The organism is Providencia zhijiangensis, from assembly GCF_030315915.2.
Taxonomy (GTDB): domain Bacteria; phylum Pseudomonadota; class Gammaproteobacteria; order Enterobacterales; family Enterobacteriaceae; genus Providencia; species Providencia zhijiangensis.
Map to the genome: position 1 here is coordinate 1913811 of NZ_CP135990.1, position 26409 is coordinate 1940219.

Below are 26409 nucleotides of genomic sequence, written 5' to 3' on the forward strand. Positions count from 1 at the left end.
AAGTTGATCCTTCTAATATTTAACGCTAATAAAAAAATGATCGCATGATTGTTCATAAACAACCAGTAAAAAAACTGTTATCAATAACCACAGACATGAAACAAATGTGGTAAATTGCCCTCCCGTGCAATCTACGCGATGATAACCTTCAACGCGACTCATGACGATAGGAAAAATTATGCTTCATTATCAGCCTAGACAAGATCTTTTAAATGGTAAAACTATCTTAATTACTGGCGCTACCGACGGAATTGGTCAAGAAACAGCATTAACGTATGCACGCTTTGGCGCCTCTGTCATTTTATTAGGCCGTAACCCGCAAAAATTAGACGCGGTTAAACAGCAAATTATTGACTCTACCGGCACATCCGTAGAAACCTATGTGATTGATTTACTGACTGCAACTGACGAAACTTGCCAAGTTATCGCTGACGATGTTGCCAAACAACACCCTTATTTAGATGGTGTATTACATAGCGCTGGCTTGCTAGGAAATATCGCACCAATCAGCGAGCAACCCACTCAACTCTGGCATGACGTCATGCAAGTTAACGTCAATGCGGGCTTTATGCTCACACAAGCATTACTTCCTTTACTAGAAAAAGCTCCTCGGGCATCGTTGATTTTCACCAGTTCAAGTGTCGGTAAACAAGGGCGCGCTAATTGGGGCGTTTATGCCGTTTCAAAATTTGCAACTGAGGGTTTAATGCAAGTCTTAGCCGATGAGTACCAAGGCACTGGATTACGCATTAACTGCATTAACCCTGGACGCACCCGTACCGCTATGCGTGCAGGCGCTGCACCCGGTGAAGATCCAATGACCTTAAAAACACCTGCCGATATTATGCCGACTTATCTATACTTAATGGGTGATGATAGCGCCGAGCAAACAGGAACCAGCGTGGACGCTCAGCCCAATTTAAAACCGATTAAAGCTTAAAATCGACTGAAACGGAGCAAACCATGAGCCAAGACCGACACGAAGAACGCCAACAACGTTTAAAGCAAAAAGTGGATGAGCGAATTGAAGCCGCCCAGTTGGAGCGAGGGATCCTGATTGTCTTCACTGGCAATGGAAAAGGAAAAACGACGGCAGCATTTGGCACCGCTTGTCGCGCTGTCGGTCATGGCAAAAAAGTGGCAGTTGTCCAGTTTATTAAAGGGGGTTGGGACAATGGCGAACGCAATCTTTTAGAGCCTCACGGCGTCCCCTTTTATGTGATGTCCACAGGGTTTACTTGGGAAACGCAAAACAAGCAGACTGACACACAAGCTTGCCTTGAAACTTGGCAGCATGCAGTGGAATTATTGCAAGACCCTCAATATGACTTGGTGATCCTAGACGAGCTAACCTACATGGTCAGTTACCATTATCTTCCTCTTGCTGAAGTAATGAATGCATTAAGTTGCCGCCCTGAAAATCAATCCGTCATTATTACGGGTCGAGGATGCCACCGTGATCTATTAGATTTTGCCGATACGGTGACAGAAATGCGCCCTGTTAAACATGCCTTTGATGCGGGGATCAAAGCGCAAAAAGGGATTGATTGGTAGCCACTGGCAACATACTCGTTAGCTGCCACAGGCTATTTCGGTGCTACATCCAGTTTTAAAACCCCAGCACTAAAAATAGCGGCGGTTTGCGACAAGAATTGCAAATATTTTTGTCGCTCTTCAAGGCAATTATCCCCAGTTTCCCATTGGCTATAGAGCTCCGCCATATTCGATACGGCTACATGATATTGATTATAAAAGTTCTGTTTTTTTTCTGGGTCAGAGGATGCTCGGTAATCTTGAATCAGTGTGTTCACTTTCATCGCGTACTGCTGGATTTGCTGATCTTCAAAAACAGGGAGTGTGACAAGATAGTCAAATGTTAAACTCACCGTATTGTTTTGTACGGGTTCATTTTGACGCACAACCAGTTGCGTCATTTGCTTATCATCCGAAGAAATCGCCGTAATTAATTCTGAATAAGAGAAACACTTTGTTTTTATTTTACTAACTGTCGTTAGCGAATTTAATTCATCAGGGATCCGTGTTCCGATCGGGTAATCACAGTTGAATACGTTATTATCAATAATGAAATCATCACTACTCTCAACTCTCCCTTTTACTCGATAATCACCCACAGTTAATTCCTGTATGGTTTTATTATGAATAGAGGGAATTCCATTATTACCGTATACAAAGCCATAAGAATAATAAAGATGCTTTTGGGGATTTAATATCCCCCCTTTATTACCAGGGTAAACCATAAAATAAATGTGCTGGCCTTCTCCGGTTGTCATGGAATGCAAGCCTTGCTTTAAATACAAGCTACCCACTGACGCTTTCGGGATCACCATCAGTTTATTATCAATAAAAAAAGAATAATTTTCCGACGAGTCATTACTAAAAAAGAAGCGCCCACTCTCTGAAGTATGTGGTTGATAAACATCACAACTTGTTATGCCAAAACTCAATAGTGCTGCATATTTCGCCGACTTTGCACATAACATAAACATTAAAACCTTTTATTGTTTCATTATGATAAAAATAGATTAGATGGACGAGTTGTACAATATAAAAGCCTCATAATGTGACAGATACCTTATAAACTCTTGATTGGCGTATTTTAAGTTTTAAATATCAAAATAACAAAGAAGTAAAAGTAATAAGTGGAATAACCCAGCCTGTTTTTACTTTATCGTTTTCTAGTCAAAAAAAGACAACCAATAAATAATAATTTAAGATTAGGATAGTTTATTTATATTATCGGAAATGATTGTTTGATTTTAAGTCAATTTTTCCATAACAAACCAATTGCTAGATAAATGAAAATTGAATGAATTAATAATTGAAGTATTCAAAAAGAGTAGCAGATTATTTCGCTATTCTATTTAACTGAAACAAAAATAAAAAGGCTATGGCAAATACCATAACCTTTATTTTTAACCATTCGAATAACGTTATACGATTAGATTCGAGTACGACGTTTAGCCGTTGGGCGTGAAGTTTGGCGCTTCGCAGCTGGACGAGATGCCACTTGAGTGTGACGTTTCACCGCACGGCGAATTTGGTTAGCTTTGATGCGGCGCTGATCGCGCTCAACAGACACTTTACTTTCTGTTTCAACATCTAGTTCAACTAACTCTCTTAAATAGTTAGTTTGCTCTAAACCTAATTCAGTCCAACCACCACGTGGTAAACCTTTCGGTAAATCAATATCTCCGTAACGAACACGGATCAGGCGGCTCACTTGCACACCAACAGATTCCCATAGACGACGAACTTCACGGTTACGACCTTCAGTTAAGGTGACGTTATACCATTGGTTCATTCCTTCACCACCGCGATACGACACAGTTTTAAAGGATGCCGGACCATCTTCTAATTGCACGCCAGTGGTTAACTGACGAATTTTTGCATCCGTGATTTCACCAAATACACGTACTGCGTATTCGCGTTCCACTTCACGGCTTGGGTGCATTAAGCGGTTAGCTAATTCACCATCGGTTGTAAATAACAATAAACCACTGGTGTTCACATCTAGACGCCCTACAGCAATCCAACGAGCCCCAGTCAGTTTTGGTAAACGGTTAAATACCGTTGGGCGACCTTCAGGATCATGGCGCGTGCACAATTCCCCTTCCGGTTTGTAGTACGCCATCACGCGGCAAATTTCTTTTTCTGGCTCTTTTATCGCTAAGACTCGACCATCAAGACGAATTTTTGTGGAGGCTTTGACTTCAACACGGTCACCCAATGTTGCCATTTTGCCATCAACACTAATGCGGCCTTCTTTCAATAGACCTTCGATTTCTCGGCGGGAGCCATGCCCTGAACGGGCAAGAATTTTTTGTAACTTTTCAGTTTGTTGCGGTTTAGAACTCATGAGATCCTCAGCTGTCGCCTTCACAGGCGTCAAATAGCTTTTTGCACGATTAAAACACGTCTCACTCAATTAACAAGTCTTGCGTCATCGGCAAAAAGTGATGAATTTGAAAACCTGCGCATTATACACAGGTTTATTGTGATCCCCTATGACTAATCGTCTTCCCTGAAAGAATGCACCTTCAAGGAAGACTGGCTTATTCAAATGGGGTTGGGTCGCCAGTTCCGACACGGGCGACAACTGGTGTGTCGTCGGTAAAATCAATTACCGTGGTTGGTTTTTGCCCGATGTAACCACCGTGGATCACTAAATCCACTTGTTTATCCAGTAAGTCGCGGATCTCTTCTGGATCGGATTGGGTAAAATCATCTCCCGGTAAAATCAAGCTAGTGGACATTAATGGCTCACCCACCGCTTCTAACAGGTCGCGGGCAATAGGATTTGATGGTACGCGTAACCCAATGGTTTTACGCTTTTCGTTCATCAAGCGACGAGGCACTTCTTTGGTGGCTTTTAAAATAAAGGTGTAGTTACCCGGCGTATTGTTTTTGATTAAACGAAATACGGTGTTATCCACATGGGCATAATTAGAGATTTCGGATAGATCACGGCACATCAAGGTAAAGTTATGGTTTGAATCCAATTTACGGATACGGCAAATACGTTCTAGGGCATTTTTTTCTTCTAAACGACAACCAATGGCATAACCTGAATCTGTCGGGTAGACGACAACACCGCCTTTATTCAGGATCTCAACGCTTTGGCTTATCAGCCTTGCCTGAGGGTTGTCCGGATGGATATAAAAAAACTGGCTCATAGTGACCTCTATAGTTGAGTATCGACAGCATCATCCGGTGAACGACCTAAAAATGGCACTATCTATCTATTCTTACAAAACAAAACGGTCACAATAATATCTTTATCAAATAATATTGTGACTCAACAAAATAATTTATATACAGACTATTTTACACCCAAACCGTGATCCATCAACGAATTAGGTAATATTCTTACAAACTAGGGGGTTTTAGCTGCCCGTCAATTCACTTTATCCCTCATTCACTTTATCCCAGAGGGTCCAAACGGCTTGGTCATCATCAGGGAGCCATAAATTCCGCCCTAACTCAATCCACGAACAAGGGCGATGGAAGTCTGATCCAACAGAGGTTTTCAAGTTTGCCTCTTGTGCCAACTCTCCTAAAAATCGCTTCTCATTTGCTGGTTGCTGGCAATGAGAAATTTCCATCGCATCCCCTTGGCAGGCTTTAAAGTGATCGATCAGGCGTCTTAACCATTTATTCGATAATTGATATTTTGATGGATGCGCCAGAACCGCGACACCGCCAGATTGATGAATGGCATCCACTGCTTCTTGAATGCTGCACCACTGAGCAGGAACATAGCCGGTTTTTCCTTTCGCCAGATAGCGCTTAAACACATTATTGATGGTTTTCTCTTTGCCAATTTTGACAATGTACTGCGCAAAATGCGCACGCGTGACCTGCCCGCCACCCGAGATCGCTTGGGCATTTTCCCACGCATCCTCAATCCCTGCCTTTTGCAAGCGACGACCTATCTCAATCCCGCGTTCTAGGCGGCGTTGTGATTGCTGTTCCAGTAACGTTTCCATCGCTGGATGACTCGGTGAAAAATTCAAACCAACAATATGAATTTCAATATTTTCCCACAAGGTGGATATTTCAACTCCGTTAACTAATGTTAATGGACGTGAATTATCAGCAAGATACGCTTTGGCAGCAATTAAGCCATCACAAGTATCATGATCCGTAATTGATAAAATATTCACACCCATTGCTATCGCACGTTCGACTAACTCAGCGGGAGGCAATTCTCCATCTGATGCATTCGTATGGCTATGTAAGTCATAGCGAGTCATTATTGGCGTCGAATCTTGCGACATAGTGTTACCTTCTCCCTTTTCGACTTAACGAAAATTAAAAATAAATACAAACAGCTATTGACATAAACCACGCGATCCAGTTTACTAGTACGCAAGATTGCTTGTATTCAAAAGAATTAGTTTGCAAAAGCATTTAAAACTTAATTTGTTTATCCAGTGAGGCATGTATGACTATTTTCAATTTATCAAATCGTTGGTGGCGCGACTTCCCAAATTGGGCGGAAGCCGCACGCGCATAAATTGTTAATGCCTCAGTGCCGAACCCGCCCTCAACCAGCGGGTTTTTTTACGTCTAAAATTAGCTTAAGGCAGCAAAATGAACAAACAAAACACCACATTAGCACATTTTAATCATCTGGATAGCCCAATTAACTATCAACCGGATCCTACGTTGTTATTTAATCACCTGTGCCAGAATAAAGCCGCTACCATGCTGTTAGAGTCGGCTGAAGTCAACAACAAAGCTAATTTACAAAGCCTATTAATCATCGATAGCGCATTACGCATCCGTGCATTTGGTCAACGGGTTGAAATTGAAGCCTTAACTGAAAATGGCCAAGCCCTATTACCTTTAATTAATGCACAATTAGCCGAGAAAGCGATTTCTCGCGATTTAACCACAAACCATCTGACCGTCATCTTTGCTCAACCAGAAAGCCAATTAGATGAAGATAGCCGCTTAAAAAGCGCATCATGTTTGGATGTATTACGCGCATTGCCTGCACTGGCGCAAGCCCACTTCCCGAAACCAGAAATCCTGTTTATGGGCGGATTATTTGCCTATGACTTAGTGGCAAATTTTGAAGCATTACCAGAAGTCGCAGCCACAAACCAATGCCCAGATTTCTGCTTTTTTGTCGCTGAACACTATTTAGTGATCGACCATCAGAACCAAGCTGCGCGCTTAAAAAGCCTGTTATTTACCGCAGACACCCACATCGTCGAACAAGTAAAACAACGCCACAGCGACATTATCGTTGCGTGCCGCCCTTACTTACCCGCATTACCTCTGGGTGAACAAGACAACTTCAGCGTCACTATCAATAAAAACGATGAAGAATATGGGCGTGTAGTTAATACATTAAAAGAAGCCATCTACCGCGGTGATATTTTCCAAGTCGTCCCATCACGCAAATTCAGTATGCCATGTGCACAACCGTTGATTGCCTATCAAAAACTTAAGGCGCAAAACCCAAGCCCGTACATGTTCTATATGCAAGACAACGATTTCACCCTGTTCGGTGCTTCCCCAGAAAGCGCGTTGAAATACAGCAAACAAACTCGCATGGTGGAAATCTACCCAATTGCCGGTACCCGTCCTCGTGGTCGCAATGCGCAAGGAAATATCGACTTAGATTTAGATAGCCGCATTGAATTGGCCATGCGTACCGATGAAAAAGAGCTGGCCGAACACATCATGCTGGTGGACTTAGCCCGTAATGATTTAGCTCGAATTTGTGAAGCAGGTAGCCGCTATGTTGCCAACCTGACCAAAGTTGACCGCTACTCTTTTGTCATGCACTTAGTTTCCCATGTTGTTGGCACTTTACGCAGCGATTTAGATGTTTTCCATGCTTATCAAGCCTGTATGAATATGGGGACATTAACCGGCGCGCCGAAAGTTAAAGCGATGCAACTGATCGCAGAATGTGAAAAAGAGCGCAGAGGCTCTTACGGCGGCGCTGTGGGTTACTTTAATGGTAAAGGCGACTTTGATACTTGCATCGTTATTCGTTCCGCGTATGTCGAAAACGGCATTGCCACCGTTCAAGCTGGCGGAGGCGTTGTCCTCGACTCGTCTCCACAAGGTGAAGCCGACGAAACTCGTAATAAAGCCCGCGCGGTGATCCGCGCCATTGCCCAAGCCCACCAAGTTGAGGAGTTATTTTAATGGCTAATATCTTACTACTCGATAATGTCGACTCCTTCACCTACAACTTGGTCGACCAATTACGCGCTGGCGGTCATCACGTGGTGATCTACCGCAACACCGTTAATGCGGCACATGTTTTATCTGTATTGAATCAGCTCGATGATGCGATTTTAGTCCTTTCACCGGGCCCTGGAAAACCCAGTGACGCGGGCTGTATGCCGGAAGTACTTAAATCAGTAATAGGCACCATTCCTGTGATTGGCATCTGCTTAGGGCATCAAGCCATTGTTGAAGCTTATGGCGGAACAGTCTCCCCTGCGGGTGAAATTTTACACGGCAAAGCATCAATGGCGACCCACGATGAACAAGCCATGTTTACCGGCTTAGAAAACCCTATTTCAGTGGCTCGCTATCACTCTTTAGTGGGTAGCCAAATCCCTGAATCATTAACTATTTGCGCACAATCCAATGGCATGGTCATGGCGGTGCGCAATGATGAACAGCGAGTGTGTGGATTCCAGTTTCACCCCGAATCCATCTTAACCACCCAAGGAAAATTGTTGTTAGAAAATACGGTGGCATGGGCGCTTTCTTCCCCCAACAAAACAACATCACATTCGCACTAATGGGACACAGAGAGCCAATCATGCAAAACATTTACGATAAATTATTTAAGGCGCAAGCGTTAACTCAACAAGAGAGCCAATATTTATTTAACGCGATTATTCAAGGTGAACTCACTGAACCCCAACTTGCTGCCGTCTTGATCAGCATGAAAATGCGTGGCGAACAACCACAAGAAATTGCCGGTGCTGCATTGGCATGCTTAGAAAACGCCCAACCTTTCCCACGCCCTGACTATCAATTCAGTGATATTGTCGGCACAGGGGGAGACGGCGCCAACAGTATTAATATTTCCACCGCCAGCGCATTTGTGGCGGCAAAATGTGGGATCAAAGTCGCGAAACACGGCAACCGCAGCGTTTCCAGTCGTTCAGGTTCATCGGATCTACTCGCCGCCTTTGGCATTGCTTTAGATTTAAGCGCTCAAAGCGCCCGTGATGCGTTAGACGAGTTAGGCTTATGTTTCTTATTTGCGCCGCAATATCACAGTGGATTCCGCCATGCCGCGCCGGTACGTAGCCAATTAAAAACCCGTACTTTATTTAATGTTCTGGGCCCATTAATTAACCCAGCTCGCCCACCGTTAGCTTTAGTGGGCGTCTATCAAGATTCATTGGTTGAACCGGTAGCAAAAACCATGCAAATGCTTGGGTTTACCCGCGCTGCTGTGGTACATAGTGGAGGGATGGATGAAGTTTCACTTCATGCACCAACCCATGTCGCCGAGTTAAAAAATGGTGAGGTTCAGCAATATACTCTGACAGCTGAAGATTTTGGTTTAGCGCCTTATCAGCTGAAAGATTTGGAAGGCGGTACCCCAGATGAAAACCGTTTTCTACTGACACAATTATTACAAGGTCATGGTCAAGCTGCTCATGAAGCTGCTGTCACCGCAAATGTCGCCATGTTGTTACGTATTAATGGCTACGAAGATTTAAAAGAAAACAGCGAACACGCACTCAATATTATTCGTAGCGGTAAAGCATTTGACCGCGTTCTGGCACTAGCTGCAAGGGAGCACTAAGATGAAAGGCACTGTATTACAAAAGATTGTGGATGATAAATTTGCCTATTTAATAGAGCGCAAACAGCGTCAACCGCTGGCAAGTTTTCAATCTGAAGTGCAACCTGCTCAACGAAATTTCTACTCAGCCTTACAAGCTAAGCGCCCTGTGTTTATTTTAGAGTGCAAAAAAGCGTCTCCATCCAAGGGGCTTATCCGTGAAGATTTCGATCCTGCAGTGATTGCGGGCATGTATGCCCCTTATGCTTCTGCAATTTCAGTTTTGACTGACGAAAAATATTTTCAAGGCAAAATGGATTATTTGACCATCGTCAGCAATACCGTGAAACAACCCGTTCTGTGCAAAGATTTCATCGTTGACCCTTATCAGATATACCTTGCTCGCTATTACCAAGCGGATGCCATTTTATTAATGCTGTCCGTATTAAATGATGAACAATACCTTGCCCTTGCCGATGTTGCACACCAACTGAATATGGGCGTACTCACCGAAGTGAGCAACGACGAAGAGCTGGAACGTGCGATAACATTGAAAGCCAAGGTGGTTGGGATCAACAACCGCGACCTGCGCGATATGTCTATCGATTTAAATCGTACACGTCATCTCGCACCGCGTTTACCGGCTGGAACCGTGGTGATCAGCGAGTCAGGTATTCTTCAACATCAACATATTCAAAGCCTTGCGGATGTCGCGAACGGCTTCTTAATTGGTAGTGCCCTGATGGAGCAAGCGGACTTACCTCAAGCACTGCGTAACCTGCTGATTGGTGAGCATAAAGTGTGTGGATTAACCCGTGAACAAGATGCTAAAGCCGCATTTGCTGCAGGTGCTAACTTTGGTGGACTGATTTTTGCTGAAAAATCCCCCCGTAAAGTGACACTGTCACAGGCAAGGCAAATTATTCATGCTGCACCACTTAAATTTGTGGGCGTTTTCCGTAATCAATCCGCAGATTTTGTGGCGCATATTGCCCAACAATTGGCGCTACATGCAGTTCAGCTCCATGGCGATGAAGATAATACTTACATGGCACAATTACGTGAAATGTTGCCCGCTCACTGCCACATTTGGAAAGCACTGAATATGGCTGATAGCCAAATCGCCGATTATGACCCTGCGTTAATTGATTTACTGCTATTAGATAACGGCGCTGGCGGTACAGGAAAAACCTTTGATTGGTCATCAATACCAGCAAATAGCGGCTACAAACTGATGGTGGCTGGCGGACTTAGCCCTGAAAACTGCCAGCAAGCCGCCCAACTCGTCTGCAATGGGCTTGATTTTAACTCCGGCATTGAAATCGAACCGGGTATTAAATCCGAACAAAAATTAAACCAAGTCTTTGATGCATTGAAATCAGCCCGTATGGCGATTTAGCACAAAGCCATATTAATCATACTGAACATATAAACTTAAAATGGATAATAAATAATGAGCAAATTAGATCCCTATTTCGGTGAGTTTGGTGGGCAATATGTCCCAGAAATTTTGATCCCAGCATTGAACCAGCTAGAAGATGCCTTTATTGACGCACAAAATGACCCTGCGTTCCTAACCGAATTCCATGACCTACTTAAAAACTATGCGGGTCGTCCAACTGCATTAACTCTGTGCCGCAACCTGACAGCAGGAACCAAAACTAAACTTTATTTAAAGCGCGAAGATTTACTTCACGGTGGCGCACACAAAACCAACCAGGTGTTGGGGCAAGCATTGCTCGCCAAGCGTATGGGAAAAAATGAAATTATTGCTGAAACCGGAGCGGGTCAGCACGGTGTTGCTACTGCCCTTGCTTGCGCCTTATTAAATATGAAGTGCCGTATCTACATGGGTGCAAAAGACGTTGAGCGCCAATCTCCAAACGTGTTTCGTATGAAGCTAATGGGCGCAGAAGTGATCCCTGTACATAGCGGCTCTTCAACCTTAAAAGATGCCTGTAACGAAGCGCTAAGAGACTGGTCTGGCAGTTATGAAACCGCCCACTATTTATTAGGCACGGCGGCGGGCCCTCACCCATATCCGACTATTGTGCGTGAATTTCAACGCATGATCGGCGATGAAGCAAAACAGCAAATCTTAGAAAGAGAGGGCCGTTTACCTGATGCGGTGATCGCCTGTATCGGCGGCGGCTCCAATGCTATCGGTATGTTCGCGTCATTTATTCCTGAAGAAAGCGTCGGATTAATTGGTGTTGAGCCTGCCGGTCACGGTATTGAATCAGGGCAACACGGCGCTCCGTTAAAACATGGTCGTGTTGGGATTTATTTCGGTATGAAATCCCCAATGATGCAAACCTCTGAAGGGCAGATTGAAGAATCTTACTCCATTTCAGCAGGGTTAGATTTCCCATCAGTGGGGCCTCAACATGCGCACTTAAACAGTATTGGTCGTGCGGAATATGTTTCGATTACCGATGATGAAGCGCTAAACGCCTTTAAATTACTGTCACGCAAAGAAGGGATTATTCCTGCATTAGAGTCATCTCATGCACTGGCTTACGCCCTCAAAATGGCAGAACAAAATCCAAACAAAGAGCAGTTGTTAATTGTCAATTTATCCGGTCGTGGTGATAAAGACATTTTTACGGTACATGATATTTTGACCAGCAAAGGGGAAATCTAATGACGCGTTATACTCAACTTTTTCAGCGTTTAAACCAACAAAATCAAGGCGCTTTTGTTCCCTTTGTCACGTTAGGCGACCCTGATGCTGAGCTTTCTTTAAAAATTGTCGATGCGTTAATTGCCGGTGGTGCGGATGCTTTAGAGATAGGCATCCCCTTCTCTGACCCTTTAGCGGATGGCCCGACAATTCAAAATGCCAATTTACGTGCCTTTAAAAGCGAGATCACACCGACGTTATGCTTCGAGTTATTAGCGCGTATTCGAGCCAAACACCCTGATATGCCGATAGGCTTATTGGTGTACGCTAACTTAGTTTTCACCAATGGGATCGACCATTTTTATCAGCGTTGCCAACAGGCTGGCGTAGATTCCGTTTTAGTTGCCGATGTACCAATGCGTGAATCAAAGCCATTTCGTGAATCAGCCATCGCCCACGGTATCGCCCCTATCTTTATTTGCCCACCTAATGGGGATGACGCACTGCTAAAAGAGATTGGAGAACATAGCCAAGGTTATACGTATTTACTCTCTCGAGCTGGTGTCACTGGCACAGAGCAGCGAGCGCAAATGCCATTAACCCATTTAGTGAGCAAATTAACCCAATATGGCGCAGCGCCAGCGCTTCAAGGATTTGGTATTTCAGAGCCTGCTCAAGTGACTGAAGCCATTCGTAATGGCGCTGCGGGGGCAATATCGGGGTCTGCTGTGGTAAAAATCATTGAAAATAACCTACAGCAACCACAAGAGATGCTCAGTAAATTAACGGAGTTTGTGGCAAATATGAAAGCCGCCACGCAGAAATAGTCGCCTTAATTTATTTTCTTCATTGTGTCAGAAAGCCATCCATATTTTGATGGCTTTTTTTATTTCAAATAGCCATTAATGTATTCAATTGCTTTTGTCAAATTTCTACTTCGAGGATAATATTTAAAATATATTAGGTAAAGTCACTCAGTCTAATTTAGTTTAAATATCTATCTTGGTATTTAATTATAGAATTAAATTTCCACTCTGATTATTGGTCTTTCTTGAAGTTGTGAACTCAATGTTAAATAAAATATACATAATTTAACATTGAGTTCTCTACTCATTATATTCTTTATTCTCTAAAAACGAAAAATCCGGGAATATATTCCCGGATTTCTTTACTGCTTTCTAATCCATTAGCGAGCAAGAATAAACTTGCTTAAGTCCTTAAAAAATTAGAAGCGGTAACCCACGCCAAACATAAATACAAATGGGTCTAAACGAGTATCAACTTTAACGCGGTCTTCACCTGCTTTGAATTTAACGTCAGTGTCAATATTCATCCACCAAACAGAGGCGTTTAACATCCAGTTTTCATCAAGCATGTAGTCCATACCTGCTTGCGCTGCAAAGCCCCAAGAGCTTGACAGGTCTAGGTCAGACAGACCAGCTTCTTTACCAGTGCTATTAAATTTCTCATCAAAGAAGAAGGTATAGTTCAGACCTGCACCTAAATAAGGACGCAGTTTATCTTCTTTACCGCCGAAGTAATATTGAGCCATCAGAGTTGGTGGTAAGTGTTTAACTGTTGCAATATTACCTGTTGGACCAGTACCAACTTTATGCTCAAACGGAGTCGCTGCTAATAATTCCACACCAATATTATCGGTGATCATATAACCGAAAGTTAAACCTAATTGAGTATTATTATTTGCATCAAAATGACCTAAATTTGCATTGCCTAATTTAACGTCATCGCCACCAACATTAGGTCTTACCGTAGCCGTACCTGCACGAAATAAAAAGTCGCCAGCTTCATGAGCAAATGAAGCCGCTGGAGCTAAAGTTGCAGCAGCCAATACAAGCGCAGTGAGTTTTTTCATTGTCAATCCCATTCCTATGTTTATTATTTAGCAAAATATAGCCTATTCTTAAATATAATATTCAAATCAAGATCACATCTTTTGCTAATTTATATATTTCGTAATAAAGCTGAGTTTATTATTCCATTACTAGTTTTTTCTATTTTGATTTGAATCAATTTTCATGAAATAACTATTAAAATAAGAAATGATTTTATATTAATGGCTAATTAAACCGCGGTTTAAATATATATTTAAAATGCACCTTTAGGATTATTCTTTATTAATAGAGATGCACTCATTTATTGAGTAGCTCACCTATTTAGGCTAACTCCCAGACTTTTCTTATCTTTCTCTACCTATACGTCCGATACTCAGTTACAATCACCGTCAAATTTTTATTCCGTTTGTAGATAGGAGCAGTTACATGTCCATTTCGGCCAACTCACTCTTTCGTGACAGCATCAACTTTTTTAAAAACCAGTTGAATGGCCTCTTCACCATTGTGTTAATCGCCACCGCAATCAGCGTGATTGTCTACGCAATGTTAATTCCTAATGAACGGATGATTGGCGTGTTACTTGAAGCGCAGAACCAGCTACTTGAAGCGGGTAATGCTGGGTTACAAAATTGGGTACTGAACTTACCTGAAGACGAGAAAAACAGCATTCTGCGTGTGTCTATGGGCTTGATTTTATCCGTAGCATTGGGAAGTTTGGTACTGATGTGCGGCGTGCTTTCTTATATCGCCAATTTATCTCGCGGTGAAGCCGTGAACGGGACTCAAGCATTGGTTTCATCATTACCTAAAGCCCCTGCGATGTTCCTGCTGCTGATTATCTGTTCCTTATTAATTCAGCTGGGTATCACCTTGATGGTACTTCCTGGTCTGATTTTGGCGATTGGCTTTTCTCTTGCTCCTGCCATTTTAATGAATGAAAAAGTGAATCCATTTAATGCCATGGGCAGAAGCTGGAAGCTGGCGTTTGCCAATTGGCGTATCGCTGTCCCAATGATTTTAATTTGGATGGCAACGCAAATGTTAGTCAGCATGCTGTTAAGCAGCCTGCAACTGAATCACATTGTGGTCAATGGTATTTCATTCCTGATCAACAACATGATTGCCGCTTTTGCCTTAATTTACTTTTTCCGTTTATATATGCTGAGTACTGAGAGATCCCCTCATAATTTCCCCAAAGCGTAACCATGTGTGAATAAATTTTGAGCTAGTAGGGTTGCAGCCACGAGTAAGTCTTCCCTTGTTATTGTGTAGCCAGAATGCCGCAAAACTTCCATGCCTAAGCGAACTGTTGAGAGTACGTTTCGATTTCTGACTGTGTTAGCCTGGAAGTGCTTGTCCCAACCTTGTTTCTGAGCATGAACGCCCGCAAGCCAACATGTTAGTTGAAGCATCAGGGCGATTAGCAGCATGATATCAAAACGCTCTGAGCTGCTCGTTCGGCTATGGCGTAGGCCTAGTCCGTAGGCAGGACTTTTCAAGTCTCGGAAGGTTTCTTCAATCTGCATTCGCTTCGAATAGATATTAACAAGTTGTTTGGGTGTTCGAATTTCAACAGGTAAGTTAGTTGCTAGAACCCATGGCTCCTTTGCCGACGCTGAGTAGATTTTAGGTGACGGGTGGTGACAATGAGTCCGTGTCGAGCGCTGATTTTTTCGGCCTTTAGAGCGAGATTTATACAATAGAATTTGGCATGAGATTGGATTGCTTTTAGTCAGCCTCTTATAGCCTAAAGTCTTTGAGTGACTAGATGACATATCATGTAAGTTGCTGATAGGTTTCCAGTTTTCCGCTCCTAGGTCTGCATATTGTACTTTTCCTCTTACTCGACTTAACCAGTACCAACCCAGCTTCTCAACGGATTTATACCATGGCACTTTAAAGCCAGCATCACTGACAATGAGCGGTGTGGTGTTACTCGGTAGAATGCTCGCAAGGTCGGCTAGAAATTGGTCATGAGCTTTCTTTGAACATTGCTCTGAAAGCGGGAACGCTTTCTCATAAAGAGTAACAGAACGACCGTGTAGTGCGACTGAAGCTCGCAATACCATAAGTCGTTTTTGCTCACGAATATCAGACCAGTCAACAAGTACAATGGGCATCGTATTGCCCGAACAGATAAAGCTAGCATGCCAACGGTATACAGCGAGTCGCTCTTTGTGGAGGTGACGATTACCTAACAATCGGTCGATTCGTTTGATGTTATGTTTTGTTCTCGCTTTGGTTGGCAGGTTACGGCCAAGTTCGGTAAGAGTGAGAGTTTTACAGTCAAGTAATGCGTGGCAAGCCAACGTTAAGCTGTTGAGTCGTTTTAAGTGTAATTCGGGGCAGAATTGGTAAAGAGAGTCGTGTAAAATATCGAGTTCGCACATCTTGTTGTCTGATTATTGATTTTTCGCGAAACCATTTGATCATATGACAAGATGTGTATCCACCTTAACTTAATGATTTTTACCAAAATCATTAGGGGATTCATCAGTGCTGAGTAGCAAAAACGCATAACGCATAAATAGAAACAGATTTAATGATCTAAAAAGGGCATCTCTTCAAAGTGACGCCCTTTTGTTTTTCATTCTATCGAAACCATTACTCTGACAATTTATTATCAACGATTCCTTCCTCACTCTCCTTGCGTTCTTCAACACTTTTTTGCTGAATATGCTGCTTACTCTGGATCAAGCGGATAGCGAAATAGATATCTGGCACCACCAGTAAATCATCATCAGAACGGCTAATTTTATTTTGTGATAACCAACGGTTTAGGGATGTTCTTCGCCCAGCCAACACCAGCGTTACCCCTTTCGCTTTTAATGACGTCACGAGCTCATTAAGTGCAGAGAAGACACTCACGTCGTTATGGGTGAAGCTAACGGCAGCGTCCACAATGACCCACGCCGGACGTTTACGCTGGCTATCGATATGCTTATTTAAACGATCTTTAAAATAGTTAACATTGAAATAGGTCAACGGTGAGTTAAAGCGATAAATCAGCACCCCTTCAACCGCCTGAATATCATTATCAGGGTTCATAGAGTGCAACATGCCCTGTTCATCGACCCCTAATAATTGATCTGTTGGGCGGAATATCACCCGCAAAAATTGCAGCAAACCTAACAACACGGCAAAACCCACGCCGCTGATCAAGCCGACCACTAGCACTGCGCATAAAGTAAAAACGCATAAGAAAAAGGCTTGTCGGTTACGTTTACGCATAGCATAAATGCTGCGAAAGCTAATCAGTGAAAACGTCGAGACCACCAGCACCATACCTAATGCGGGCATCGGAATATAACCCAGTAGATCCATTGAAAACAGCAACACCACCAAAATAGTGAGCGCAGCAATGACCGATACCATCTGCGTTTTACCGCCCATCATATCATTCACAGCAGTTCGGCTACTGGCCGCACTTACCGCAAACCCTTGAGATAATGCAGACGCGATATTCGCCATGCCTAAGGCGCGCAACTCTTGGTCTGCATCCACGGTATAACCATTTTTGCTGGCAAAGCTTCGCGCCGTCATCATAAAGCTCACAAAGCTGATCACCGCTAAGTTTAAAGAGGGCGTCACCAAGTCCCGCAATAAGCCGGGGTTAAAATCCGGTGCCGCTATCGAGGGTAACCCATTACCCAGATTACCGACGGTACTAATGCCATATTGCTCAAGATTGAAAACAATGCTGGCGCTCGTTGCCAAGACCATCGCAATTAACAATGAAGGCCATTTACTGCGTACCCGTTTGATGACCATCGTCACCGTTAACGTTAATACCGCCACCGTTAATGTCGGAATATGGGTTTCAAGTAGCGCAAGCGGTAATGCCACTAAACGCTCGATAAACCCAGATGGAAGCGAATCAATACCAAAAATTTTCCCTAGCTGGCTGACAATAATGGTCAGTGCGACCCCATTTAATAACCCTTGTAAAATCGGTCCGGATAAGAAATCGGCAAACATCCCCAGACGAAAACGTGCTGCAATCAGGCACCATATTCCCGTCATTAAGCTCATCACAATAATTAATTGCCAACGGGTGTTTTCATCCCCCATCGCCAAGGGCGCAACGGCAGCGGCGATCACCGCACAGGTTGCCGCATCCGGCCCAATGATTAATTGTTTAGAGGTTCCAAACAATGCATACATCAACATCGGTAAAATACAGGCATATAGCCCGACAATGGCATTGATCCCCATGAGTTCAGCATAAGCAATTGCCACAGGCAGCGCCACGGCGGCAACCGACAGCCCCGCTTTCACATCCGGTCCCAAGTTCGCCAACTGATATTGGCTAACGGTTTGTAAACCGGGCATCAGATTAAATAATCGCGCCTTTATCATGGAAAAATCTCTAAAAATTAATCAGTTAATTTCTTGTGTAGACTATTTATATCTGAACTATTAAAGTTTATCTAGGACTAAGTCAAATAAGGGTAAAATAGTGCAAATTTGATTGGTTTACAGGCTTAATTCTTGGTAAAAGAGAGCAAACTTTTAACAATCTGCGCAAAATCAGTTAAACTACGCCACTACGTTTAAGTTGACTCTGTTTGAATTGACTCTATTTAAGCTGATTATGTTCACGTTAAGGATCTGAATCCACCGTTATGAAACAACTTATTGATTTTATTCCTTTGGTTATCTTTTTTCTCTTTTATAAGCAATACGATATTTATGTTGCTAGCCAATCGTTACTGATAACTACCCCGATTTCCTTATTGGTCACTTACTTTATTTATAAAAAAGTGGAAAGAGTAGCAAAAATCACCTGTGCGATTGTGATGGTATTTGCAGGGTTAACGGTGTTATTTCATAGCGCTGACTTTATCAAATGGAAAGTCACCATTATTTATGCTCTGTTTGGTATTGCTCTGTTTGCGAGCCAATGGTTTACAGAAAAACCACTCATTCAAAGAATGCTGGGTAGCAACCAAGAAATTAAATTAGCAGACAGCTATTGGTTAAAATTAAATACCGCTTGGGGTATTTTCTTTATTGCTTGCGCTGTTATTAATATTTACGTGGCTTATTGGATGGCTGAGAGTGTCTGGGTCAATTTTAAAGTGTTTGGACTGACGGCTGGCACCTTAATTTTCACAATCCTTAGCGTGGTATATATTTTCAAACACATGACTAAAGAGCCTCAGGCAGAAAAGCCAGAAGAGTAATTTATTTCTTCGAATTATTATGATGATAAATAAGCTGCGCACTTTCGCAGCTTTTTTATGCCTATCACAGTGATTTGTTACAATTATCTGTGACTGGATGTACTCTAGCGGTTTACTATACTTATGTTTGTTTGCTATAAATGAGCAACAAAATCATAGTGTTTAATTCCTTTTAATAAAGAGTTTGATATGCAATTACCTAACGGTGAACTCGTTTTACGTACTTTGGCAATGCCTTCAGATACCAATGCGAATGGCGATATTTTTGGTGGCTGGCTAATGTCTCAAATGGATATTGGCGGCGCGATCTTAGCAAAAGAAATTGCTCTGGGTCGCGTAGTAACAGTGGCAGTCAATGGCATTAAATTTCAAAAACCAGTTGCTGTTGGTGATGTCGTATGCTGTTATGCTCGCTGCTTAAAAACAGGGAAAAGCTCCGTCACTATCAATATTGAAGTGTGGGTAAAAAAAGTGGCAACCCACCCTGTAGGTCAGCGTTATCAAGCTACTGACGCAGTATTTACTTATGTGGCGGTCAATGATGACAATACGCCTCGCGCATTACCTGAAGATAAACAACATTTCGAATTAGAAAGTTCACAGCCTCAAGCTTAATTATTCAGATACAGTAAGGGCGCTTCATAAGCGCCCTTTTTTGATCCCGATATTTCCTAGCATTTAAGCTTGGCTTACTGTGCCATCCACTTTGAAGTAAATTTCAGTGGTATAGCCTTTCGCTGGCAGCTTTTCATATTTCCAGCGGTTCATTGCACGCTTCACATCACGCTCAAACATCCCTTTAGGTGAAGCTTCAACAAACTCAATGTTCTGCACTCGCCCATCTTCATCGATATCATAGCGTACTTTCACATAACCATTTTTTCCTAGGCGACGAGCGCGGTCTGGGTACTCAGGCGCTTGTTTACTTAATGCTTTTGGACCACGCTGACCAGTGGATTGGTTAGATGCTGTTGCATTGTTTTTGACGTTAGTATCAGTTCCGCGCGTGTTGGTGACTTCTTTTGGCGTAGTATCTGTATTTGTGGATAGCGTTTTGTTCATCGCCAGTTGTTTTTCAACAGGTTTAACTGGTTCTTGAACTTTTTTCGGCTCTTTTTTAGGTTCTTTCTTCGGTTCAGGTTTCTTTTTTACTTCTGGTTTTTTCTGAGGTAAGACTATCGCCGGTTCAACAATAGGTTCAGGTTCAATGATAGGTTCAGGTTCAACCACAGGCTCTGGCTCTGCCTGTGTTTCAGCTGGTGGAGTCGCGGCTGGTTCAGCAAAAGAAAGCATTGCTATCGAGATTGGCTCCTCAGGTTGAGGAAATTTCGGTTGATTAAAAATCCACGCCATAGCCAAGCCCGCATGAATTGATAATGAAACAGCAATGATGACTAACAGTCTGATACCACGCATATGCAATTTTTACCCTACACCGTTTACTTATTGAATATGGCTAATAGTTTAAATGCAAATAGCAATCATATTCAATAAGGTTTAGCGAACAAAGTTAAAAATGTGAGTATAAACGTGAATACCCTTACTCAATCCACTGTGTAAATAACAGGGAATGACGACGTTTATAGATGTCCATTTTGCGGAGCGAATAAATGTGCATATTGCGGCGAGAGTGTCTTTCTAACCAACGGCGACGGCGGCGAACGACTTGTCTTAGCATTCTCCAGCGACCCACTTCTTGCCTACTGCGTCTCATCTTTTTAATCCTTATCAGGTGTGTGTTCGTAACAGCGAAATATTATATGCCTTTACTCACGAGAACCAAGAGGAAGTTATCAAGGAAAAAACAAAATCATCACGCAAAAAATGGAGTTGAACCAATTAATTTATCATTAATTGCACTTTTATCTATTTAACTCAGTTTTTATTCAGAACTTTTACTAAATTCTGGTATGTTTATTCTTAGTCTATATTTAATAAGACATATTTTCTTTTTTCGACTCTTTTTCTCTCTGTCAGTGAGGCTTGTTATCCATTATGGCAACCGTCTACACCTTAATGAGTTGGTTACTGTTTTTCCTGTATTGGTTAATTGTGGCTGGGGTAACTGTTCGTATCCTCGTCACGCGTCGCCCCGTCACTTCGGCGATGACATGGTTACTGATCATTTATATCCTGCCTCTGGTGGGGATCATCGCGTATGCCGCATTTGGTGAACTCCATTTAGGTCGACGTCGTATCGATAAAGCCCATCAAATGTGGCCATCGGTTGCTACTTGGCTGGAAAATCTACGCCTCTCCAAACACATTTTTGCTAATGATAACAGCCCCGTTGCGGAGCCATTATTCCAACTGTGTGAGAAACGCCAAGGTATTGCAGGCGTCAAAGGCAACCGCATTCAATTACTGACCACCAGCGAAGACTCACTAAAAGCCATTGCCAATGATATTAATAATGCTAAGAACTCTATCGAAATGGTGTTCTATATTTGGCAACCAGGTGGGCTAGTCGATGAAGTCACTGAAGCCCTTCTCAATGCGGCAAAACGTGGTGTTAAATGCCGCATTATGGTGGACTCCGCGGGAAGCTGGCATTTTTTCCGCAGTGATTATCCCGATAAAATGCGTGCCGCAGGGATTGAGTTTGTCGAATCTCTAAAAGTCAACCTTATGCGTTTTTTCCTGCGCCGTATGGATTTACGCCAGCATCGTAAAATCGTTGTGATTGATAACTATATCTCCTACACCGGCAGTATGAACATGGTGGATCCGCGCTACTTTAAACAAGATGCGGGTGTCGGTGAATGGGTGGATATTTTAGTTCGTATGGAAGGCCCAGTGAGCACCACATTAGGAATTGTCTACGCCTTTGACTGGGAAATGGAAACAGGACAACGCATTTTACCGCCACCACCAGATAGCAATATCATGCCGTTCGAGCAAGATAACGGACATACTACCCAAATGATTGCTTCAGGCCCGGGTTTCCCTGAAGAACTTATCCAGCAATCATTAATGACGGCGATGTTCTCCGCTCGTAAGCAGCTGATCATGACCACCCCATACTTTGTACCAAGTGATGATTTGCTGCATGCAATTTGTACCGCAGCGATGCGCGGTGTTGATGTCAGTATCATCATGCCTCGCCATAATGACTCTTTCTTGGTTCGTTGGGCAAGCCGCTCTTTCTATACAGAATTATTGGAAGCTGGCGTGAAAATTTACCAGTTTGAAGATGGGTTGCTGCATACCAAGAGTGTCTGTGTTGATGGGGAATTAAGCTTAGTCGGTTCAGTAAACTTAGATATGCGCAGTTTATGGCTGAACTTTGAAATTACAGTCGTGATTGACGATAAAAGTTTTGGTAGCGATCTGACGCTGGTTCAGTATGATTATATGGCTCGCTCCACACGCTTAGATATTGAAGAATGGGAACAACGCCCGTTCTGGAACCGTGTGATTGAGCGCCTGTGCTACTTCTTTAGCCCATTATTGTAATTATAATAACTATCATCACCATTGCTTAACTGTTAGGAAAACGTCATGAGCCAGAACCCAAGTATTAACCTAATCGATGAAGATGAAATCATTGAAATTGCCTATGACCTTTTCCTTGAAGGTGCGATGGAGAACTTAGAGCCTGCCGACCAAGTCATTTTCGCGTTACAGTTTGAAGAGTGTGGCGCGGCTGAAATTGTGCCATTTAGTCAAGATTGGCATATTCTCGCCACCCAAGGATTACCTTTAGCGCAAATGAGTGAAGTGGTGATCGGGCTTGCTAAAAGCCCTGAAGATGAGATTGACGATATCTTTGCACGAATTCTTATCAGCCGGAACCCTAAGCACCCTTTCCAACATATCGAATGGAAACAGTAAGTAGAAATAAAAGATGGGGGAAATATTCCCTCATCTTTTATTAAACTTTATTCTGCTAAATCCAACTGCAAATGATGCTTCTTAATATAGAGACGCAGATTATTGCGAATATAATCACTCTTATCTAATGGGTATTTTTCCCACGCCGCCACAATATACGGTTCCACCCCATCCGCAAATTCAGGTGAACGCGCGACAGCTTGGATCGCGGTTAATGCAACTTCACTCTTATCCGCAATCATATATTCAAAGTAATTAGCGACCTTTTGGCTAAAATTGACATCATGGGAAGCCGCATACAACGCACTGACGGCAATCTGACTATCAGCATGATTAAATAAGTGTTGGAAATCTTCCACTTTGATCGCTTGCAACTCCTTGAGGATATATCCCGCAAAGCTCACCGTATCTGCATGTTCGCACTGTGCTAATTTGGCTAAAATAGCCGATTGAAACTTCGCTAAATCCGCTTTTTGATACCAATAAATCAGTTGTAACCCACGATTGATTTGCGCAGGATCTTGGCTATCAAGCGTTTGGGTTAAATAGTCCGATGAAGCAGTAACGGAATATTTTGCTAATACTTCCAGTGCCTTCACATGGTAAACGTTGAGTATTTCGTTATCTAATATACGAGCGAGTTGCTCAATGCCCTTTTCCGATAATGACGGTAACTTTTTCAGTCCTTCTAGCGCCGCCAGCTTCGTTTTTTTATTATCTTCATGATGAAACAGGTTGAATAACGTAGTTTCATCACCGCCCATCCGATGCCCAAACCAACCAGTATCATATTGCTGAATAATTTCATCTAGCCAGCGTTCATACCAATCCAAGAAATGACTTTCATAAGCAAACTGATACGGTGTTGGCGAGTCACACCATTCGTGGGTATAAACCAATCGCCCGGCATGTTTGCCCGTCACCACCAGCAGGATGTCATACGTACAGCCGCAAGTGCCAAGGTAAAACAGCCCTTGGTGAAGCAAACTTTCCCGTGAGTCGTACTCTTCATCACTGCAATCTTCCGCTAAGTGACTGAGTGTTTGCCACTCTTCATTGCTCATGGTTGGGCTAAGCACGCAAGGTAATGCCACCGCATCATAACGATTTTCACTGTCTTCAAAGCGCTCTATACCGTAGTAAGGGCCTGCGCCGCCATTACCCAATTGCGTCATAAATTGCACATATTCTTGGGGTAATTGCACACCAGTACGTCGCTGCCACTGTGCTATCTGTGCCATATCCAAAGGTGGATTGAGCTGATAATGGTGGCTGTCCGCTCCGAACAATTCTTCATCGCTGTCCATTTGCTTAGCAAGGGGGAGTTTTTGTTGAATACGTTGGATTTGGTCATCCGCATAACGCTGGTTGATGGCTTGCCATATCTGATGTATTTGATGGATCTGCTGCAAGTGGTCACTCATTAATGGTTACTGCCCTATAAGTTTTAATTATTTATTTTTAATATTATCGTCTTTAATATCATTGCCTTTAATATCATAGCTAACTGATTATTTTAAGTAGCAATTAGGTTTGAATTTTCTGAAAACTGTTCCCCATAAAAAAGCTCCACTTTATGAATGATAAAGGGAGCCTTAATACAACAATAAAACGCAAATCTTACCGATTACAGTGGGTCAATTTTCAAACAAGACACTGCATGCTTGAAACTTCCTTCTAGTAATGGACGGGTTTTAGCGCATTCAGCATCCGCACTTGGGCAGCGCGTTCTGAATACACAACCTGAAGGCGGGTTAATTGGTGATGGCAATTCCCCCTCAAGCAGCTCAATTTGCTTATTTTTTTCCTTATCTGGATCCGGTACTGGCACCGCAGACATCAATGCGCGCGTATAAGGGTGCAGCGGGTTGTTATACACTTCGTCGTAAGTTCCCAGCTCCACCGCATGTCCTAAATACATGACGAGTACGCGGTCTGAAATGTGTTTGACCACCGCGAGATCGTGGGCAATAAAGATTAAAGAAAGCTTCATTTCCCGCTGAAGTTCTTGCAGTAAGTTCACCACTTGCGCTTGAATGGAGACGTCCAGCGCAGACACTGGCTCATCACAAATCACCAATTTCGGCTCTAAAATCAGCGCCCGTGCAATCCCAATGCGTTGACATTGGCCACCAGAGAATTCATGAGGATAGCGGTTGATCAGATTGGGTAGTAACCCGACTCGCATCATCATTTTTTTCACTTTTTCAGTGATTTCTTTTTGTGGCATCTTCGGATGATAAGTTTTTAGTGGCTCCGCGATAATATCTCCAATCGTCATCCGTGGGTTTAAGGATGCCAGTGGATCTTGGAAAATCATTTGGATATCGCTACGCACATTACGCCACTGTTTATCGTTCATGGTGAGCAAGTTTTGCCCTAACCACGTCACCGTGCCACTGGTGGATTTCACCAAACCAATTAATGCACGCGCAAATGTGGATTTACCACAGCCAGATTCCCCCACCACGCCCAAGGTTTCCCCTTCGTATAAACGTAGTGTCACCCCATCGACGGCTTTTAAACTTTTATCCGGCTGCCAGAACCATTGTTGTTTATCTCTGATGGAAAAATGCACTTTTAAGTCATTGACTTCCAGCAGCACCTGCCTATTTTCTTGGCTCATACTAATTCCTCCACAGGCTTAAAGCAGGCACGTAAACGTGATTGTGCAAAACTGGCTAATTGAGGTTCTTGCTCTACACAGTGCTGGTTTGCATATTGGCAACGCGGTGAGAACGGACACCCTTTTGGTAAACGTAATAAGTTTGGCGGGTTGCCTGGGATCGTGGCTAAGTTATCGTCATCACCATCTAAGCGCGGCACTGCCGCTAATAAACCCAGCGAATATGGATGAGATGGCTGATAGAAAATATCTCGTGCGCTGCCATACTCCATCGTGCGCCCCGCATACATTACGAGTACCTTGTCACACACACCAGCGACAACCCCTAAGTCGTGGGTAATTAAGATGATCGCGGTATCAAATTCCTGCTTCAGTTCATTCAGCAAGGTCATGATCTGCGCTTGTACCGTGACGTCCAAGGCGGTTGTCGGTTCATCGGCGATCAGCAATTTTGGTTGGCACAGTAGCGCCATCGCAATCATCACACGCTGGCGCATACCACCAGAAAACTCATGCGGATACATATTCATGCGTTTACGAGCTTCTGGCATTTTTACCGCATCCAACATACGTACGGATTCTTCAAACGCCTCTTTCTTACTCATCCCTTTGTGCAGCATCAACACTTCAGATAACTGCGTACCAATTTTCAGGTATGGGTTGAGGGAGGTCATGGGGTCTTGGAAAATCATGGAGATCTCTTCCGCGCGCATGCGGTTAAGCTCTTTCTCCTTGAGGTTTAAAATCTCACGGCCATTAAACATGGCGGAGCCACCTACTCGGCCATTTTTTGCCAGCAATCCCATCAAGGCAAAAGCGGTTTGGGATTTCCCCGAGCCGGATTCCCCCACAATTCCCAGAGTTTCCCCAGCACTCAATTCAAAATTGAGTTTATTCACCGCCGTCACATCCCCATCTTGGGTAGCAAATGTGACGTTTAAATCTTGCACCGATAATAAAGGGCTTTTGCGTGTTGAATGTTCCATAAA

General features: G+C 43.2%; 23 protein-coding genes, 1 pseudogene and 1 other annotated feature. Of the genes and pseudogenes, 12 read left to right on the forward strand and 12 right to left on the reverse strand.

From position 1 onward, the window contains the following. Positions 1-178 precede the first annotated feature (178 nt). Together QS795_RS08745 and cobO are read left to right on the forward strand one after the other, a co-directional pair. Entirely contained in the window at positions 179-940 is a 762-nt protein-coding gene (locus tag QS795_RS08745) for a YciK family oxidoreductase (protein ID WP_286270683.1), read from the forward strand. 23 nt (positions 941-963) lie between these two features. Next, positions 964-1554 (forward strand): cob(I)yrinic acid a,c-diamide adenosyltransferase, encoded by a 591-nt coding sequence (gene cobO / locus QS795_RS08750; RefSeq protein ID WP_154603742.1) that lies wholly within the window; start codon positions 964-966, stop codon positions 1552-1554. A 32-nt stretch (positions 1555-1586) separates the two neighbouring features. On the opposite strand, the gene QS795_RS08755 is transcribed toward cobO, so the two are convergent. The 4 genes from QS795_RS08755 to rnm all read right to left on the reverse strand — a co-directional run bounded on the left by QS795_RS08755 (position 1587) and on the right by rnm (position 5798). Then, positions 1587-2501 carry a hypothetical protein gene (locus tag QS795_RS08755; protein WP_154604402.1) on the reverse strand — a complete coding sequence of 305 codons (915 nt, stop codon included), beginning with the start codon at positions 2499-2501 and terminating at the stop codon, positions 1587-1589. 458 nt (positions 2502-2959) lie between these two features. Then, positions 2960-3877, reverse strand: coding sequence for a 23S rRNA pseudouridine(2605) synthase RluB (rluB, locus tag QS795_RS08760; RefSeq protein ID WP_036956541.1), 918 nt, complete (start codon positions 3875-3877; stop codon positions 2960-2962). A 196-nt stretch (positions 3878-4073) separates the two neighbouring features. Beyond that, a complete protein-coding gene (locus tag QS795_RS08765) occupies positions 4074-4694 on the reverse strand; it encodes an L-threonylcarbamoyladenylate synthase (RefSeq protein WP_154638435.1) in 621 nt (206 codons plus the stop codon). Positions 4695-4925: 231 nt separating this feature from the next. Then, the gene (gene rnm, locus QS795_RS08770; RefSeq protein ID WP_286270677.1) at positions 4926-5798 is read right to left on the reverse strand and encodes an RNase RNM; all 873 of its coding nucleotides are present in this window, start codon (positions 5796-5798) and stop codon (positions 4926-4928) included. A gap of 188 nt (positions 5799-5986) precedes the next feature. Beyond that, positions 5987-6088, forward strand: a sequence feature (Trp leader region). A gap of 26 nt (positions 6089-6114) precedes the next feature. Between rnm and QS795_RS08775 the strand changes: the two genes are divergently transcribed. The 5 genes and pseudogenes from QS795_RS08775 (at position 6115) to trpA (ending at position 12748) form a co-directional block, all read left to right on the forward strand. After that, positions 6115-7689: an anthranilate synthase component 1 gene (locus QS795_RS08775; RefSeq protein WP_286270675.1), complete on the forward strand. Its 1575-nt coding sequence runs from the start codon at positions 6115-6117 to the stop codon at positions 7687-7689. After that, positions 7689-9319, forward strand: a pseudogene (gene trpD, locus QS795_RS08780) (bifunctional anthranilate synthase glutamate amidotransferase component TrpG/anthranilate phosphoribosyltransferase TrpD). Before QS795_RS08775 ends, trpD begins: the two are co-directional and overlap by 1 nt. Before the next feature lies 1 nt (position 9320). After that, positions 9321-10697: a bifunctional indole-3-glycerol-phosphate synthase TrpC/phosphoribosylanthranilate isomerase TrpF gene (gene trpCF, locus QS795_RS08785; protein ID WP_286270672.1), complete on the forward strand. Its 1377-nt coding sequence runs from the start codon at positions 9321-9323 to the stop codon at positions 10695-10697. 54 nt (positions 10698-10751) lie between these two features. After that, positions 10752-11942, forward strand: a complete 1191-nt coding sequence (trpB, locus tag QS795_RS08790) for a tryptophan synthase subunit beta (protein ID WP_286270671.1) — start codon at positions 10752-10754, stop codon at positions 11940-11942. Further along, entirely contained in the window at positions 11942-12748 is an 807-nt protein-coding gene (gene trpA / locus QS795_RS08795; protein WP_286270670.1) for a tryptophan synthase subunit alpha, read from the forward strand. Before trpB ends, trpA begins: the two co-directional genes overlap by 1 nt. Positions 12749-13146: 398 nt before the next feature. Here the strand turns inward: trpA and ompW are convergent, their stop codons facing one another. Continuing rightward, entirely contained in the window at positions 13147-13794 is a 648-nt protein-coding gene (gene ompW, locus QS795_RS08800) for an outer membrane protein OmpW (protein WP_036956531.1), read from the reverse strand. Positions 13795-14200: 406 nt separating this feature from the next. Between ompW and QS795_RS08805 the strand changes: the two genes are divergently transcribed. Beyond that, positions 14201-14977 (forward strand): YciC family protein, encoded by a 777-nt coding sequence (locus tag QS795_RS08805; protein WP_286270666.1) that lies wholly within the window; start codon positions 14201-14203, stop codon positions 14975-14977. Here QS795_RS08805 and QS795_RS08810 read toward each other — a convergent pair. Together QS795_RS08810 and QS795_RS08815 are read right to left on the reverse strand one after the other, a co-directional pair. Further along, the gene (locus QS795_RS08810) at positions 14956-16164 is read right to left on the reverse strand and encodes an IS4-like element ISVsa5 family transposase (protein WP_001339197.1); all 1209 of its coding nucleotides are present in this window, start codon (positions 16162-16164) and stop codon (positions 14956-14958) included. The genes QS795_RS08805 and QS795_RS08810 overlap by 22 nt on opposite strands. A 214-nt stretch (positions 16165-16378) precedes the next feature. Continuing rightward, entirely contained in the window at positions 16379-18133 is a 1755-nt protein-coding gene (locus QS795_RS08815; protein ID WP_286271158.1) for a SulP family inorganic anion transporter, read from the reverse strand. Positions 18134-18399: 266 nt separating this feature from the next. Between QS795_RS08815 and QS795_RS08820 the strand changes: the two genes are divergently transcribed. Both QS795_RS08820 and yciA read left to right on the forward strand, forming a co-directional pair. Next, the gene (locus QS795_RS08820) at positions 18400-18960 is read left to right on the forward strand and encodes a septation protein A (RefSeq protein ID WP_154603731.1); all 561 of its coding nucleotides are present in this window, start codon (positions 18400-18402) and stop codon (positions 18958-18960) included. A gap of 189 nt (positions 18961-19149) precedes the next feature. Beyond that, positions 19150-19575, forward strand: a complete 426-nt coding sequence (gene yciA / locus QS795_RS08825) for an acyl-CoA thioester hydrolase YciA (RefSeq protein WP_006658727.1) — start codon at positions 19150-19152, stop codon at positions 19573-19575. 63 nt (positions 19576-19638) lie between these two features. On the opposite strand, the gene QS795_RS08830 is transcribed toward yciA, so the two are convergent. Both QS795_RS08830 and QS795_RS08835 read right to left on the reverse strand, forming a co-directional pair. Beyond that, positions 19639-20376: a TonB family protein gene (locus QS795_RS08830; RefSeq protein ID WP_286271161.1), complete on the reverse strand. Its 738-nt coding sequence runs from the start codon at positions 20374-20376 to the stop codon at positions 19639-19641. A 124-nt stretch (positions 20377-20500) separates the two neighbouring features. Then, positions 20501-20674, reverse strand: a complete 174-nt coding sequence (locus tag QS795_RS08835) for a YciY family protein (RefSeq protein WP_132496008.1) — start codon at positions 20672-20674, stop codon at positions 20501-20503. A 281-nt stretch (positions 20675-20955) separates the two neighbouring features. Between QS795_RS08835 and cls the strand changes: the two genes are divergently transcribed. Together cls and QS795_RS08845 are read left to right on the forward strand one after the other, a co-directional pair. Then, entirely contained in the window at positions 20956-22416 is a 1461-nt protein-coding gene (cls, locus tag QS795_RS08840; protein WP_036956524.1) for a cardiolipin synthase, read from the forward strand. Between the two features lie 45 nt (positions 22417-22461). After that, positions 22462-22794, forward strand: a complete 333-nt coding sequence (locus tag QS795_RS08845) for an HI1450 family dsDNA-mimic protein (RefSeq protein ID WP_154603729.1) — start codon at positions 22462-22464, stop codon at positions 22792-22794. A 47-nt stretch (positions 22795-22841) separates the two neighbouring features. Here QS795_RS08845 and QS795_RS08850 read toward each other — a convergent pair whose 3' ends face one another. The 3 genes from QS795_RS08850 to oppD form a co-directional block, all read right to left on the reverse strand. After that, positions 22842-24218, reverse strand: a complete 1377-nt coding sequence (locus QS795_RS08850) for an SMI1/KNR4 family protein (protein ID WP_286271165.1) — start codon at positions 24216-24218, stop codon at positions 22842-22844. A 203-nt stretch (positions 24219-24421) separates the two neighbouring features. Next, the gene (oppF, locus tag QS795_RS08855) at positions 24422-25420 is read right to left on the reverse strand and encodes a murein tripeptide/oligopeptide ABC transporter ATP binding protein OppF (protein WP_154603727.1); all 999 of its coding nucleotides are present in this window, start codon (positions 25418-25420) and stop codon (positions 24422-24424) included. Next, on the reverse strand, positions 25417-26406 hold the full coding sequence (gene oppD / locus QS795_RS08860; RefSeq protein WP_154603726.1) for an ABC transporter ATP-binding protein: 990 nt from the start codon (positions 26404-26406) through the stop codon (positions 25417-25419). The genes oppF and oppD overlap by 4 nt, the downstream gene beginning before the upstream one ends. Positions 26407-26409 lie beyond the last annotated feature (3 nt).